Genomic DNA, 14,091 nt, shown 5'->3' with positions numbered 1-14,091 from the left:
GTCCATGACCTACATGCAGCAGCTACAGTCGGCGCTGCGCTTCGTGGTGGCGGCAGGGCAGGCGGGGCGGCGTAGCGCCGATGACATGCTGGCACCGATGAACGGCGCTGTCAGCGACATCAGCGGCGCTGTTGCCGAGCTTGAGGCCATCCCTTTTGTCGGGCCGGTTATCGGGGCAAAGCTGCAACGTACGATGCGCGCCATCCATAGCGCACAAGCGGCCGTCAACCGCGTCTCGGCCAAATACGATCAGGGATTGGCAGTAGTGGTGCAGGTTCAGGAGCGGGTTCAGGCATTCGGCGAGCAGGCGGCCAAGGCAGCAGCGACGATCAACCGAATTGCCGGCAAGATCAGCCCATCGCTGGGCAATATTCTACCCACCGGCAGTTTCGCCCCTACCGTCACCCCAGCCGCGGAGGCGGTCAAACCTTTCCCGCACCTGTTGATCCTGCAACCGCTGGATGGTGAGTCGCCGGGTTACTACTTCAACCTCGACACGGCAGCCTTCGAAGAATTGCGGCGCCAGACCAGCTTTCGCTGGGTCGGCCAGGAGCGTCTCACGCGCAGTGCCGCCCAGCAGGCGGTGAGCCTGGGCGAGGAAAAAATCAATATTCGGGGCGTGATATTTCCCACCTTCAAGGGCGGCCTGGGTCAGTTACAGACGTTGCGCAGCATCGGACGGTTGTTGCGCCCCTTAAGTCTGATCACCGGTTACGGCGAGGTCCTGGGTAACTGGTGCCTGCTCAGCATCGATGAAGATCAGAGCAGCCTGTTGGCGGGGGGCATCCCCAGAAAGCAGGGCTTTACATTGGAGTTTGTGAGCTATGGCGACGACCTGCAGAACCTCTGAAGGAGACGTGCTCGATACCCTTTGCCAACACTACTACGGGCATCTCAATGGCAGCGTCGAGGCGGTGCTCAATGCCAATCAGGGGCTGGCCGGCGAACCCCAGCCTTTTCGCGCCGGGGTGCTGGTTCAATTGCCAGACCTGATCGCCGCTACCGATGTCACGGTACAGCTATGGGACTGACACCCCGGCCTGCCGTGCAACCAGCAGCCCCCGCCCCGTGCGGGGGCTGCTTTTCTGGAGCATGAGCCATGCAACCTGTTTTTCGTGTTGTCGCCGATGGCAACGACATTACCACCGTGATCAATGATCGCTTGTTGCTACTGCGCACCTCGGACAAGCCTGGCATGGAGTCGGATGATTTCGAGCTGCGTATCGATGATCGCGACGGTGCGGTGACCTTGCCCGCGCGTGGCGCGCTGATCGAGATTCACCTGGGGTACGCCAGCCAGACGTTGACCCGTCTGGGGTGCTACACCGTGGATGAAGTCGAGTTGACCGGGCCGCCCGACAGCGTGGTCATTCGTGGCAAGGCCAGCGATATGCGCGGTACCGGCAAGACCACGCGCAGCGGCAGCTGGGAGAACATCCCGTTGCAGCAGATCGTGCGTGATATCGCCGCGCGTAACGGCTGGCAACCGGCGTGTCCGGTGTTGACCAGGGTGCTGCGGGTCGATCAGTTCAACGAATCGGACTTCAACTTCATCACGCGTTTGGCCAAACAGTACGACTGCACGGCCAAGGTCGGCGACGGCATCCTGCTGGTGCTACCGCGTCAGGGTGGTAAGAGCGCTAGTGGCAAGGCGCTTGGCGTTGTCGGCGTGCGTCGGGCGGATGTCACGCGCTGGCAGTTTCGCCTGGCCGACAAGGGGACCTACAAGGCGGTCCAGACTCGTCATCAGGACAAGCGTAGTGGCCAGCTCATGGTGGTCGACCTGGCGAACGCCGAGACACCACAGGGGCTGGCGCCGGTTCACACCGATCGCCACCTTTACCCCGACAAGGCCTGCGCCGAGCAGGTGGCCAAAGCCAAGCTGGCGGCGCTCAACCGCAGTACCGCCAGTGTCCGACTGGATATGCCCGGGCGTACAGATCTGTTCACCGAACGGAGCGTGGAGTTGAAGGGCTTCAAGATCGGGCTCGATGGTGAGTACCTGGTGGAGTCGGTGGAGCAAGTGTTCACGGCGTCCGGCTGGACGACCACGGTCGAATGCAATGGTGGCAAGCAGGGCAAGGCTCGGGCCAAGGGCGCCAGGCCGCGCAAAGGCGGTGTCTCTCGTTGAATGGATTAAGCAATACGTATGAGGTATCAATGGCGCTAACTGAAAAAACGCTGCAGTTGATGTTCCCCAACGCCCGCCAGCAAGCGGGCGTTTTTGTTTCTGCGTTAAATGCCGCCATGGTCCGTTGGGAAATCGATACCCCGCGGCGTCAAGCGGCCTTCCTCGCCCAGGTCGGCCATGAGTCCGGCCAGTTACGCTACGTCAAGGAGCTGGGCAATGACCGCTACCTGGCGCGCTACGACACTGGCACCCTGGCCCTGCGCCTGGGCAATACCGCCGAGGCGGATGGCGACGGTCAACTGTACTGCGGCCGGGGCCTGATCCAGGTCACCGGGCGCAACAACTACCGGGCCTGCAGCATGGCCCTGTTTGGCGACGAGCGCTTGCTCAAGCAGCCGCAATTGCTGGAGCAACCGCAATGGGCAGCCGAGTCTGCTGCCTGGTTCTGGCACTCGCGCGGCCTCAATCAACTGGCTGACCGCAGCGAGTTCAACCGCATCACCCGGCATATCAACGGCGGGCTCAATGGCCTGGAGGATCGCCTGAAACTCTGGGCGAGGGCCCGTGAGGTGCTGTGTTGAGCCGCTTGCAGTCGGGGGCATGCCTGCTGCTGACGCTGCTGGCCTGTGCGCTGACCTGGCAGGTCCAGGGCTGGCGCATGGGCCGGCAACTGGCGGAGCAAGCCGAACAGCATGGTCGGGAGTGGCAAGCCCAGGCCGAGTCCGCTGCCGCGCAACTGGTCGCCGAACGCCTGCAACGCCAGGGGCTGGCGCAACGGCTGGAGCTCAGTGAGCAACAACATTATCAGGAGCTACTCGATGGCCAACAGACTCAGGCACGCCTGCGTGATCGCCTGGCTACTGCTGACTTGCGGCTGTCGGTCCTGGTCGAGCGCGACGCCGCCGGTTGCGCCGGCGTGCCTGCCGCCGCCGGCACCGGCAGCCTGGATCATGACCCCGTACGCGCCCGACTTGACCCGGCGCATGCTCGACGAATTGTCGCCATCACCGACGACGGTGACCGCGGACTGATCGCCTTGCGCGCTTGCCAGGCCTATGTGCGGGCGCTGGCGCAATGAGGCTGTGTAGCTGATCGCGGCTGGTGTAGGGTAGGCGGCAGACTTTCAAGGAGCCTGCCATGGACCCGATCACTGCGCTTTCCGCCCGCCTGGGGGAACATTTGCGCCGCTTCAATGCCCAAGTGAGCACTGCCGAATCCTGCACCGGGGGCGGCATCGCCGAGGCTATCACCCGCACTTCGGGCAGTTCGGCGTGGTTCGAAGCCGGTTACGTGACCTACTCCAACAGCCAGAAGACTCGCCAACTGGCGGTGCCCGAGGCGTTGTTCGGCCAGGTCGGGGCGGTCAGCCAGGAAGTGGTCGAGGCCATGGTCCGCGGCGCCCAAGCGGCCAGCGGCGCGCGCTTTGCCGTGGCGGTCAGCGGCGTGGCCGGGCCCGATGGCGGCTCGCCGGCAAAACCGGTGGGTACCGTATGGCTGGCCTGGGCCGACGGCAGCCATGTCAGCAGCGAGCGCCGGCACTTCGACGGCGACCGTGATGCGGTACGCCGACAAACGGTAATCGCCGCGCTAGAGGGCTTGTTACAGCTTGGTGCAGAGTAAATGCACATCGGGGGTAGGCGGGAAGAAAACCCTGTGGAATAATACTGGCTACTTATACAGGTGTTCTGGCCGTCAGGCCCTATCGATTACGTGAGGACTTCAATGGACGACAACAAGAAGCGCGCCTTGGCTGCGGCCCTGGGGCAAATCGAGCGTCAATTCGGTAAAGGCGCGGTCATGCGCATGGGCGACCACGAGCGCCAGGCGATTCCGGCCATTTCCACCGGCTCCCTGGGCCTGGACATTGCCCTGGGCATTGGCGGTCTGCCTAAAGGCCGTATCGTCGAAATCTACGGCCCTGAGTCGTCCGGTAAAACCACCCTGACCCTGTCGGTGATCGCCCAGGCGCAGAAGATGGGCGCTACCTGTGCCTTCGTTGACGCCGAGCACGCCCTGGACCCGGAATACGCCGGCAAGCTGGGCGTCAACGTCGACGACCTGCTGGTCTCGCAGCCGGATACCGGCGAACAGGCTCTGGAAATCACCGACATGCTGGTGCGTTCCAACGCCGTTGACGTGATCATCGTCGACTCCGTGGCGGCCCTGGTACCCAAGGCCGAAATCGAAGGCGAAATGGGCGACATGCACGTGGGCCTGCAGGCGCGTCTGATGTCCCAGGCGCTGCGTAAAATCACTGGTAACATCAAGAACGCCAACTGCCTGGTAATCTTCATCAACCAGATCCGCATGAAGATCGGCGTGATGTTCGGCAGCCCGGAAACCACCACCGGTGGTAACGCGCTGAAGTTCTATGCTTCGGTCCGTCTCGACATCCGCCGTACCGGCGCGGTGAAGGAAGGCGACGAAGTGGTCGGCAGCGAAACCCGGGTCAAGATCGTCAAGAACAAGGTTGCGCCACCATTCCGTCAGGCTGAATTCCAGATCCTTTACGGCAAGGGCATCTACCTCAACGGCGAGATCATCGACCTCGGCGTGCTGCACGGCTTCCTGGAAAAATCCGGTGCCTGGTACAGCTACCAGGGCAGCAAGATCGGTCAGGGCAAGGCCAACTCGGCCAAGTTCCTCCAGGAGAACCCGGAGATCGCTGCCACCCTTGAGAAGCAGATCCGCGACAAGCTGCTCAACGCCGGTGCTGTCGAAGCCGCCGGTAAAGCGGCAGTAGCCGAGGCTGAGCCGGAAGACCTGGCTGACGCTAACGCTGATTATTGATCGCACCCATGTCCGCCGTACTCGATACTCCCGTCGCCGTAAGGCGGACAGCCATGGACCTGCTCGCACGTCGCGAGCACGGTCGAGTCGAGCTGACGCGCAAGTTGCGTCAGCGCGGTGCTCCCCCCGAACTGATTGACCAGGAGCTCGACCGTCTGACGGAAGAGGGCCTGCTCAGCGAAGCCCGTTATCTGGAAAGCTTCATCAGCTACCGTTCACGTTCGGGCTATGGTCCGGCGCGTATTCGTGAAGAGCTGGGCCAGCGCGGGCTGCACCGTGGCGATATCGATCAGGCCCTGCGTGAATGTGGTGTGGACTGGTCGGCGCGGTTGCTGGACGTCTGGCAACGCAAGTTCGCTGGCCAGTTGCCGACCGATCCGCGCAGCCGCGCACAGCAAACCCGTTTTCTGGTTTACCGTGGTTTTTCCATGGAAGCTGTCGGCCGCTTGTTAAGCGGCCGAGGGCTGGATGACTGACCCTAGGTAACTTTCAGCGCTTCACGTGCGCGCTGGGTGGTGTGCATGGGTTCAGGCTTGGCCCAGTTTTCCGACAGGTTGATGTAATCCACCAATTCACGCAGGCGGCCCTGGTCGCGACCGTTGAAGGCAAACGCCAGACGCGTCAGGTGGCTGAAGCGCGGCTCGTCATGGTGTTCGCCGCCATAAGCGTGCTGATGGAAGTGGCCACTCAGGCGCAAGTCCGCAAAACCTTCCTGCAAATCAAACAGCGCTGCTTCGCTGAGCGGATGCTGCATGCGGATCACGAACTGGTTCTTCAGCCAACGGCTGGAGTGATAGTTGCTGTAGAACTGGTTGATTTCCTCCACGGCCTCGTCGGCGCTGTACACCAGGCGTAGCAGCTTCATATCACTGGGCAGGATGTAGCGATTCTCTTCCAACTGGCGGGTGATGAAATTCAAGGCATCCTGCCAGAAGGTGCCGCCTGGTGAGTCCAGCAGCACCACTGGCACCAGCGGACTTTTGCCGGTCTGGATCAGGGTGAGTACTTCCAGCGCTTCATCCAGCGTGCCGAACCCACCCGGGCACAGCACCAGGGCATCGGCTTCCTTGACGAAGAACAGCTTGCGAATGAAGAAAAAGTGGAACGGCAGCAACTTGTCGGTGCCATCCACGGTGGGATTGGCATGTTGCTCGAACGGCAGGGTGATATTGAAGCCCAGGCTGCGCTCCACGCCTGCGCCTTCATGGGCGGCGGCCATGATGCCGCCACCGGCGCCGGTGATAACCATCAGGTCGGAGCGCGCCAGGGTTGCGCCCAGTTCGCGGGCCAGGGCATACATCGGGTGTTCGATTGGGGTGCGGGCCGAGCCAAACACCGTGACCTTGCGTCGACCCTTGTACTGTTCCAGGGTGCGAAAGGCGTGATCAAGCTCGCGCAGGGCCTGCAGGGTAATCTTGGCGTTCCAGCGGTTGCGGTCGTCGTGGGCCATGCGCAGGACCGTCAGCATCATATCGCGGTACAGCGGCAGGTTAGGGCTGTTGGGCGCAACCAGGTCCAGTTGTTCTTCAATCTTGCTCAGGTCGATTCCGTTGTCCTTGAAGTGGTTCGAAAGCAGTTCGTTCGGTTGGTAAGGCATTCAAGCGTCTCCTTCTGCAGCAAAACCTCTGACCGGGCTTCAATGGGCTGCCCGGCCGCGACACTGCATGTGTCGCTGGCTGCCGTGGCTCGAGTGTGACCCCCGAGCAGTGCAGTAGACCTGCAAGGTCTCAGTGCAGTGGTAATGGGTCCATATAACTTATTGTTCTTCATGTGCGCAAAGCGTCGCTGGGCAACCCCCTTTGCTTGCCCGAAAAATGAAGGGTGGTTGCTATCAATCTAGACCCTGGCACGCGTTTATGCCGAATGATACGAGCGAGACACGCCGTCAGGCCGCGCTTAAGCACAGACCGCTCGTCAGCTGGGATCCAATCATTGCGCGAGGGTGGTTAACTGAAGTTCAGAGCGACAGTCGCGGTGCAGGGAGGCTGCAATATGCAACGGCTTGATCTAGAGCTCGACGAGCAGCTATACCAGTTGCTGGAGCGTGCAGCCCAGGCCAATAACCTGAGCCTTGAACAGGAGTGCCTGCGGCGGTTGGGGGGAGGGGAGCGGCACTCGCGGTACATCCAGGCCCTGGTGGCCGAACTGCGCGCCGATGAAAAACAACGGCGCGACAGGGAGCGGGTTGCCTAAGGCGGTTACTTCTTGACGGTCAGGCCACAACTGGCGGCATTGAACGCTTGTTCACCCACCATGCGGTTGCTCTTGTACTCGGTGAAGCGATAGGTCAACACCGCGCCTTTGGCCAGCAACTGGCGAAAACCGCTGTTCTTGCACACGCTGGCGCCCAACTGGTCGCGAACCTTGTCCGGGTTGGCCTGCATTTGCTGGGCGTGGCTGGCGCGTACGCTGAGGTGGTTGATCAGTTGTTTGCCTTCAACGGTGTAGCCTTGGTCGAGGATGTCTTCGTTGATCGCCCGCGGCGTGCCCACGCTGCTCTGCGTGGCAACTTTTTGCAGCATCTGGCTCAGCTCGTATTCCTGCTTGGACGCGGCATTGGCCGCCAGGGGCAGGGCGAGCAACAGGCTCAGGGACGGGACGATGAAACGCAGCATGTATCTCTCCTGGTTCGGTAACTGGCAATTGGACCAACAACGGCGCACGGTGTTCCGTCACGGCGCAACGGCAATGCCAGCGGGTAGCGACAGGTTGAAGATTATAGGGAGTCGCCGCTATAGCTGCACGGCAATTCCCCTCAACCCGTAAGCAGGCTCTGATAAACTGCGTGGGTTTCCCGTCTTGCCGAGTCCGTGCAGTGCCATCCCTTTCTTGCTTACGTTGCGCCCAGTCATGAGCCATGCCGTATCGCGCCTGCGCGCCGAACGCTTGGCACGCAGTGTCAAACCCTTCGTTGCCCGCGGTTCTCGGGCGCCACGCTGCCCGCAGTGCCGGGTCATTTTCAGCTATTGCCTGTGCGCCTGGCGCCCGCAAGTGCCGGCCGACTCGGGCATTTGCCTGTTGATGCATGACACCGAGCCACTCAAGCCGACCAATACCGGTTGGCTGATCGCCGACCTGATTGCCGACACCTCGGCATTCGGCTGGCAGCGAACGGCCGTCGACGAGTCACTGCTGGCCTTGCTCGATCAGCCGTACTGGCAGCCTTACATCGTCTTCCCCGGCGAGTTCGTCGAGCCTGGGCGGGTGGTCAACGAGGTGGTACGTACGCCGGGCAAGCGTCCGCTGTTCATTCTGCTGGATGCCACCTGGACCGAAGCACGCAAGATGTTTCGCAAGAGCCCGTACCTCAACCGCTTCCCGGTGCTGAGCCTGCAACCTGAGCAGATATCGCGCTATCGCCTGCGCCGCTCCAAGCGTGACGATCACTTCTGCACCGCCGAAGTGGCGGCCATGTGCCTGGAACTGGCTGGCGATCAGCGCGCAGCGCAAGCGCTGGACGCCTACCTGGATGTGTTTACCACCCATTACCTGAGTGCCAAGCATCAATTGCCGCTGGATGAGCAGGATACCGTGCACCAGCGTTTGCATACCTTCCTATAGTACAAGGGGCAGGCGCGGGACTTTGTTGCATAATGGGCAGATTGGTGGCCAGGGTCGGCGAGCGCGGCGGGTATTGAACTTGACCACCCGGTCCGGGCTCGGCATCCTTGGCGCCGATTCGGGCACGACGAAGGCTTGAAACGCTGTTTTTCCTGGCCTCGATGTGCCTGTTGGGCATACGGCGTCGCCGTAGCCCCGAGTTGCCCGCCAGGCGCCTATTCTTCCTTCCTGCGCCTGCACAGAACAGGATCATTAGATCGATGGCCACATACGAAATCCTGATTGCCGATGACCACCCGCTGTTTCGCAGCGCGCTGCGCCAGGCCGTTACCCTGGGCCTGGGCCCGGATGTACGTCTGGTTGAAGTGGCAAGCATCGCCGAACTGGAAACCCGCCTGACTGAAAAGGCCGACTGGGACCTGGTGCTGCTGGATCTGAACATGCCTGGAGCCTACGGGTTCTCCGGACTGGTCCTGCTGCGCGGTCAGTATCCGCAGATTCCGGTGGTGATGGTTTCGGCTCAGGAAGAAGCCGCGGTCGTGGTGAAGTCCCGTGAATTCGGCGCTAGTGGCTTCATTCCCAAGTCCAGCCCCCTGGAAGTGATTCAGGACGCAGTGCAGAAGGTCCTCGACGGTGAAGTCTGGTGGCCGCCGCAGGCTTTCGAGAAAGTCGATGTGTCTGCTGAGGCCAAGGCCGCCAGTGAAGGCCTTGCGAGCCTGACGCCGCAACAGTTCCGGGTGCTGACCATGGTCTGTGAAGGTTTGTTGAACAAGCAGATTGCCTACGAGCTGAGCGTCTCGGAAGCCACCATCAAGGCCCACGTCACGGCGATCTTCCGTAAGCTCGGCGTACGTACCCGGACCCAGGCCGCCTTGCTGCTGCAACAACTGGAATCGGTTTCAGCCGGTTAAGGCCTTTGGCCTTCACGCTTTTTTAACCCCGCCTACACTAGGCTGCAGCGTTTTCAGTGGATGAAGTGACCTTCTATGTCGTCGCCTTTCAAGGGCCAGACCGGCCTTAAACGTATTTTCAATGCCGCCGGCTATTCGTTCGATGGCCTGCGCGCCGCGTTCACCGGCGAGGCAGCGTTCCGCCAGCTGGTGCTGCTCAACGTCTTGTTGATCCCGATGGCGTTCTGGCTGGATGTCAGCCGCGCCGAGCGGGCGATCCTGATCGCCGTGTGCTTGCTGGGGCTGATTGTCGAATTGCTCAATTCAGCGGTAGAGGCAGCGATCGACCGTATTTCCCTCGATCGCCACCCCTTGTCGAAGAACGCCAAGGACATGGGCAGTGCCGCCCAGCTCGTCGCCCTGAGCATGGTCGGCCTGGTCTGGGCGGTGATCCTGCTTTAAGCGATGGTCGGCAGCACGATCTCGTCGCTGCGGCTGACACCGGCAGTAAAGCTTCTGCACAGTTCGAGAAACTCGCGCATGGCGGAAGTCTGGTACTTCTGCTTGTGCCAAATGAAGAAAAACTGTCGGGCCAGGTCCAGTTCCGGGGTTTCCACCGGCACCAGGCTGCCGCGACGAAAGGCATCGCGCAGGGCCAGGCGCGAGATGCAGCCGATGCCCAGGCCCGACTCGACCGCGCGCTTGATCGCCTCGGTGTGCTCCAGTTCTAGGCGAATGTTGAGGTTGGAGCGGTGGTGACGCATGGCCTGGTCAAAGGTCAGGCGGGTGCCCGAGCCCTGTTCACGCAGGATCCAGGCCTCGTGGGTGAGCTCCTCCATGCTCGCCTGGCCGCGTTTGGCCAAGGGGTGCTGAGGCGCGCAGAACACCACCAGCTCATCTTCAACCCAGGGCTGGACCTCCAGGTCGGGGTGGTTGCAGTCGCCTTCGATTAGACCCAGATCAATTTCGTAGTGAGCAACCTGTTGCACGATATGCGCAGTGTTCTGTACATGCAGCTTGACCTGGCTTTCCGGGTGGATCTGCATGAAGCTGCCGATCAACAGGGTGGCCAGGTAATTGCCGATAGTGAGCGTTGCACCCACTGCCAGCGAGCCGAAACCGGACTTGCCATTGAGCAGGTCCTCGATTTCCTTGGCCTGGTCGAGCAGGGCTACCGCTTGGGGCAGCAGTTGATGGCCCAGGGCGTTGAGGCTCAGGCGTTTGCCGGCGCGGTCGAACAGCTGGCAGCTGGACTGGCGCTCAAGTTCGGTGATCGATGTACTGGCGGCCGATTGCGATAACGCCAGTATCCCGGCGGCCCGCGAGACGCTTTGGTACTGGGCCACGGCAACGAACACCTGGAGCTGACGAAGGGTAAATCGCATATCTATATAACCGATAAGACATATCTTGATAATTCATTTAACAGATATTGTCGCTGGCACTAAACTATTGCGCAATCGCGCTCTCGCTTAGCGCCGCGTTTTTCTTCAGGAGCCCGTACATGAGCAACATGAACCACGAACGTGTCCTCAGTGTTCACCACTGGAACGACACCCTGTTCAGCTTCAAGTGCACCCGTGATCCGGGCCTGCGCTTCGAGAACGGTCAGTTCGTGATGATCGGCCTGCAACAGCCAAACGGCCGCCCGCTCATGCGCGCCTACTCGATCGCCAGCCCTAACTGGGAAGAGCATCTGGAGTTCTTCAGCATCAAGGTGCCGGATGGCCCGCTGACCTCCCAGCTGCAGCACCTGAAGGAAGGCGATGAAATCATCATCAGCAAGAAGCCTACCGGCACCCTGGTACTCGACGACCTGAACCCGGGCAAGCACCTGTACCTGCTGAGCACCGGCACTGGCCTGGCGCCGTTCATGAGCGTCATCCAGGACCCGGAAACCTACGAGCGCTTCGAAAAAGTCATCCTGGTCCACGGCGTGCGCTACGTCAACGAAGTCGCCTACCGCGAATTCATCACCGAGCACCTGCCGCAGAACGAGTTCTTCGGTGAGGCCCTGCGTGACAAGCTGATCTACTACCCGACCGTGACCCGCGAGCCGTTCGAGAACCAGGGCCGTCTGACCGACCTGATGCGCAGCGGCAAGCTGTTCAGCGACATCGGCCTGCCACCGATCAACCCGCAGGACGACCGCGCGATGATCTGCGGTAGCCCGAGCATGCTCGACGAGACCAGCGAAGTGCTCGATAGCTTCGGCCTGAAGATCTCGGCACGTATGCGCGAGCCAGGCGATTACCTGATCGAGCGTGCATTCGTCGAGAAGTAAGCGGCGCTGAAAACAAAAAAGCAGGCTTCGGCCTGCTTTTTTTGTGCCTGAAGTAGCGGCTCTGCATGCCGCGGACTTGTGGGCGCGGGCCTTGCCCCGCGATCGAGCGCGAAGCGGTCGCAATCCAGGCGATACCTGATGTGCTGGCTGTACTGGCCTCATCGCGGGTCAAGCCCGCTCCCACTGGCTCGCCAGCCAGGCCCAATGAAGCGCAGGACGCTACCTACAGGTCCATCACCACTTCCAGCACCCGGATCTGATCCGGCTGCGGGTAGTGCCAACGCACCTGCACATCCCAGAACTTCACCCCGTACACGCGCTCGGGCGGTGGTACCTGGTAGGCGGGGCGCGGGTCCTGGGCCAGGCACTGCTCGATCAGCTCCACCAGCGGCTCGGCAAGGCGCAAGGCGTGCTCGCGGGCCTGGGGCAGGGCAGCATCACTCCAGTGTACCGCTATCGCCTCAGGCGGCGCGTCGGCCATCTGGTTGACTGCCCCGGCCACGGCGTCGGCGTAGGGGACATAGGGCTTGATGTCGAGCACCGGCGTGCCATCGAGCAAGTCGATGCCAGACAGCCAAAGGCGCCCTGCCTCGACTTTCTCCAGCCTTACCACGGACTGGCCAATGCCATTGGGCCTATGCGTCGCACGGGTAGCGAACACGCCCATGGACTTGTTGCCGCCCAGCCGTGGCGGGCGCACCTTCAGCCGTGGCTTGTCTTCCAGGGCCTGGTGGAACAGGAACAGCAGCCAGACATGGCTGACCTGCTCCAGGCCGGCCACCGCCTCGCCGTTGTCGTAGGGTGGCAGCAGCTCCAGCACCCCGCGGGCAGCCGGCGCCAGCTGTGGCTGGCGCGGAATGGCGAATTTTTCCTTGAAGCAGGAGCGGACGTAGCCGATCGGTGCGACGCTGTAGTTCATCGCCGCTTCAGCCACGAACCCGCAGGGTCAAGCCCTTGAGGAAGTTGCGCAGCAGCTGGTCGCCGCAAGGGCGGTAATTGTTGTGCCCGACCTTGCGGAACAGCGCGCTGAGTTCCGGCTTGGACACCGGGAAGTCGGCGGCCTTGAGAATAGCGTGCAGGTCGTCTTCCTTCAGCTCGAAGGCCACGCGCAGCTTCTTCATGACGATGTTGTTGGTCACCGGCAGTTCGATCGGCAGCGGCGGGCGGCTGTCGTCCTTGCCACGCTTGAAAATCACCAGGCCGTCGAGGAAATAGGCGATGACCTCGTCCGGGCAGCGCACGAAACCTTCTTCGTCTTCCTTCTTGAGGTAGGCGGCGATATCGGCAGTGGACACCTCGAAGCCGGTCAGCTTGATGATATCGGTGAGCTTGGCGTCGTTGACGTCCAGCAGGTAGCGCAGGCTGCGCAGTACATCGTTGTGAATCATTGGGACAATCCTGTTCAGGGGCGCCGCCCGGGTGACGGCGCCGTGTTGCTTAGAATCTTTCGCTGGTTGCCAGGTAGCGCCACTGGCCTAGTGGCAGCTTGCTCATGGCGACGCCGCCCAGGCGGATCCGGCGCATGCTCACCGGGGTGACCCCGACGCTGCTGCAGAGCAGGTTGATGAGCCCGGCGGGCGGGTTCTTCAGGACCATGCGCAAGCGCGTTTCGTTCTGCCAACTGGCCTTGATCTTTGGCAGTTCATTGCCCTTCCAGTTGAAGCCACGGTTCAGCCGTTCGAGGCCGTGGGCAATCATCTCGCCGCTGACTTCGACGATGTATTCCTGCTCGAGCTTGGCCAGGTCGGCATTGAGCTTGCGGGTCACGCGCCAGTCCTGGGTGAACACCTGCAGGCCACTGGCGCCTTCTTGCAATGGCGCGGCGCAGCTCAGGCGGGCGAAGTGGCCCTTGAGCGGGCGACGGCTGTAGCTGTGCTCTTGCGAGAGGGTGTCGGCGCTGATGCTGGCACAGGCGCTGTCGACGTCCAGTTCGGCGGGCTGGTTGAGCAGCAGGGTGACCGGCTCCAGGGCTTCGGCTTTGGCACCCTGGCGCAGTTCGACCTTGTGCTCGGTGACCTTGAACTGCGGCTCGTCGATCACGGTGCCGTTCACCGTGACCCAGCCGCCCTCGATGTACAGCTCGGCCTCCCGCCGGGAGCAACCGACCAGTTCGATGAGGCGTTTGGAAAGGCGAATGGGTTCAGACATGACGACAGCCGTAGGCACAGGGAAAGGTGCCTATTGTAACTGCCCCGGCTGGCTTGGGGCCGGGAACATTCGTCGATCCGACCATTAATCTGCTATTTCGCGGCATTTCAGAGGAAGATTACACAAGCCTTCAGCCGGAGCGGGCAGACTGCGTACGAATTAGCCTCATATGAAGTAGGGGGTAGGGCTGGCCCATGCCGTCCGTTTCCGAGCGGCCGACCACCTCAAAGCCCTGGTGCAGGTAGAAGCCAAGGGCCTGGGCGTTCTGCTCATTGACGTCCAGTTGC

General features: G+C 61.8%; 19 protein-coding genes and 1 pseudogene. 13 read left to right on the top strand and 7 right to left on the bottom strand.

Features of this window, described 5'->3' with window-relative positions:
• The first annotated feature begins 4 nt into the window (after nucleotides 1-4).
• The 8 genes from UW3_RS0119240 (at nucleotide 5) to recX (ending at nucleotide 5,397) form a co-directional block, all read left to right on the top strand.
• Nucleotides 5-850 carry a phage tail protein gene (locus tag UW3_RS0119240; RefSeq protein WP_010224782.1) on the top strand — a complete coding sequence of 282 codons (846 nt, stop codon included), beginning with the start codon at nucleotides 5-7 and terminating at the stop codon, nucleotides 848-850.
• Nucleotides 825-1,031 (top strand): tail protein X, encoded by a 207-nt coding sequence (locus tag UW3_RS0119235; protein ID WP_026001407.1) that lies wholly within the window; start codon nucleotides 825-827, stop codon nucleotides 1,029-1,031. Before UW3_RS0119240 ends, UW3_RS0119235 begins: the two co-directional genes overlap by 26 nt.
• Before the next feature lie 68 nt (nucleotides 1,032-1,099).
• The gene (locus tag UW3_RS0119230) at nucleotides 1,100-2,131 is read left to right on the top strand and encodes a phage late control D family protein (protein WP_010224778.1); all 1,032 of its coding nucleotides are present in this window, start codon (nucleotides 1,100-1,102) and stop codon (nucleotides 2,129-2,131) included.
• Between the two features lie 29 nt (nucleotides 2,132-2,160).
• Nucleotides 2,161-2,712, top strand: coding sequence for a glycoside hydrolase family 19 protein (locus UW3_RS0119225; RefSeq protein ID WP_010224777.1), 552 nt, complete (start codon nucleotides 2,161-2,163; stop codon nucleotides 2,710-2,712).
• Nucleotides 2,709-3,209: a lysis system spanin subunit gene (locus tag UW3_RS0119220; protein ID WP_010224775.1), complete on the top strand. Its 501-nt coding sequence runs from the start codon at nucleotides 2,709-2,711 to the stop codon at nucleotides 3,207-3,209. Before UW3_RS0119225 ends, UW3_RS0119220 begins: the two co-directional genes overlap by 4 nt.
• Nucleotides 3,210-3,268: 59 nt before the next feature.
• Entirely contained in the window at nucleotides 3,269-3,751 is a 483-nt protein-coding gene (locus UW3_RS0119215; RefSeq protein ID WP_010224772.1) for a CinA family protein, read from the top strand.
• A gap of 102 nt (nucleotides 3,752-3,853) precedes the next feature.
• Entirely contained in the window at nucleotides 3,854-4,921 is a 1,068-nt protein-coding gene (gene recA / locus UW3_RS0119210; protein WP_010224770.1) for a recombinase RecA, read from the top strand.
• Between the two features lie 8 nt (nucleotides 4,922-4,929).
• Complete coding sequence (gene recX, locus UW3_RS0119205; RefSeq protein WP_010224769.1) at nucleotides 4,930-5,397, top strand: recombination regulator RecX; 468 nt, start codon at nucleotides 4,930-4,932, stop codon at nucleotides 5,395-5,397.
• Nucleotides 5,398-5,399: 2 nt separating this feature from the next.
• On the opposite strand, the gene UW3_RS0119200 is transcribed toward recX, so the two are convergent.
• Entirely contained in the window at nucleotides 5,400-6,518 is a 1,119-nt protein-coding gene (locus UW3_RS0119200; RefSeq protein ID WP_010224768.1) for an LOG family protein, read from the bottom strand.
• A 395-nt stretch (nucleotides 6,519-6,913) separates the two neighbouring features.
• Between UW3_RS0119200 and UW3_RS0119195 the strand changes: the two genes are divergently transcribed.
• Nucleotides 6,914-7,114 carry a hypothetical protein gene (locus UW3_RS0119195; protein ID WP_010224767.1) on the top strand — a complete coding sequence of 67 codons (201 nt, stop codon included), beginning with the start codon at nucleotides 6,914-6,916 and terminating at the stop codon, nucleotides 7,112-7,114.
• A gap of 5 nt (nucleotides 7,115-7,119) precedes the next feature.
• On the opposite strand, the gene UW3_RS0119190 is transcribed toward UW3_RS0119195, so the two are convergent.
• Nucleotides 7,120-7,536 (bottom strand): quorum-sensing-regulated virulence factor family protein, encoded by a 417-nt coding sequence (locus UW3_RS0119190; RefSeq protein ID WP_010224766.1) that lies wholly within the window; start codon nucleotides 7,534-7,536, stop codon nucleotides 7,120-7,122.
• A 235-nt stretch (nucleotides 7,537-7,771) separates the two neighbouring features.
• Here UW3_RS0119190 and UW3_RS0119185 point away from each other — a divergent pair, with 235 nt between their 5' ends.
• The 3 genes from UW3_RS0119185 (at nucleotide 7,772) to UW3_RS0119175 (ending at nucleotide 9,834) form a co-directional block, all read left to right on the top strand.
• Complete coding sequence (locus UW3_RS0119185; RefSeq protein ID WP_010224765.1) at nucleotides 7,772-8,482, top strand: tRNA-uridine aminocarboxypropyltransferase; 711 nt, start codon at nucleotides 7,772-7,774, stop codon at nucleotides 8,480-8,482.
• A 260-nt stretch (nucleotides 8,483-8,742) separates the two neighbouring features.
• The gene (erdR, locus tag UW3_RS0119180; protein WP_010224764.1) at nucleotides 8,743-9,393 is read left to right on the top strand and encodes a response regulator transcription factor ErdR; all 651 of its coding nucleotides are present in this window, start codon (nucleotides 8,743-8,745) and stop codon (nucleotides 9,391-9,393) included.
• Nucleotides 9,394-9,468: 75 nt separating this feature from the next.
• The gene (locus tag UW3_RS0119175) at nucleotides 9,469-9,834 is read left to right on the top strand and encodes a diacylglycerol kinase (protein WP_010224763.1); all 366 of its coding nucleotides are present in this window, start codon (nucleotides 9,469-9,471) and stop codon (nucleotides 9,832-9,834) included.
• Here UW3_RS0119175 and UW3_RS0119170 read toward each other — a convergent pair.
• The gene (locus UW3_RS0119170; RefSeq protein ID WP_010224761.1) at nucleotides 9,831-10,757 is read right to left on the bottom strand and encodes a LysR family transcriptional regulator; all 927 of its coding nucleotides are present in this window, start codon (nucleotides 10,755-10,757) and stop codon (nucleotides 9,831-9,833) included. The genes UW3_RS0119175 and UW3_RS0119170 overlap by 4 nt on opposite strands.
• A 119-nt stretch (nucleotides 10,758-10,876) precedes the next feature.
• On the opposite strand from UW3_RS0119170, the gene fpr reads away from it, so the two are divergent.
• Nucleotides 10,877-11,656 (top strand): ferredoxin-NADP reductase, encoded by a 780-nt coding sequence (gene fpr, locus UW3_RS0119165; protein WP_003222277.1) that lies wholly within the window; start codon nucleotides 10,877-10,879, stop codon nucleotides 11,654-11,656.
• A gap of 223 nt (nucleotides 11,657-11,879) precedes the next feature.
• On the opposite strand, the gene tsaA is transcribed toward fpr, so the two are convergent.
• The 4 genes and pseudogenes from tsaA to UW3_RS30120 all read right to left on the bottom strand — a co-directional run.
• Nucleotides 11,880-12,575, bottom strand: coding sequence for a tRNA (N6-threonylcarbamoyladenosine(37)-N6)-methyltransferase TrmO (tsaA, locus tag UW3_RS0119160; RefSeq protein ID WP_010224757.1), 696 nt, complete (start codon nucleotides 12,573-12,575; stop codon nucleotides 11,880-11,882).
• 7 nt (nucleotides 12,576-12,582) lie between these two features.
• Nucleotides 12,583-13,044, bottom strand: a complete 462-nt coding sequence (locus tag UW3_RS0119155) for a YehS family protein (protein WP_010224755.1) — start codon at nucleotides 13,042-13,044, stop codon at nucleotides 12,583-12,585.
• 49 nt (nucleotides 13,045-13,093) lie between these two features.
• Nucleotides 13,094-13,804 carry an rRNA pseudouridine synthase gene (locus tag UW3_RS0119150; RefSeq protein WP_010224753.1) on the bottom strand — a complete coding sequence of 237 codons (711 nt, stop codon included), beginning with the start codon at nucleotides 13,802-13,804 and terminating at the stop codon, nucleotides 13,094-13,096.
• A 130-nt stretch (nucleotides 13,805-13,934) separates the two neighbouring features.
• Nucleotides 13,935-14,091, bottom strand: a pseudogene (locus UW3_RS30120) (GNAT family N-acetyltransferase); the annotation flags it as partial.

Source organism: Pseudomonas donghuensis, from assembly GCF_000259195.1.
In the GTDB taxonomy this organism is placed as follows: Bacteria; Pseudomonadota; Gammaproteobacteria; order Pseudomonadales; family Pseudomonadaceae; genus Aquipseudomonas; species Aquipseudomonas donghuensis.
Note: the sequence above shows the minus strand (reverse complement) of the source record. Positions and strands in the feature narration are given on the sequence as shown.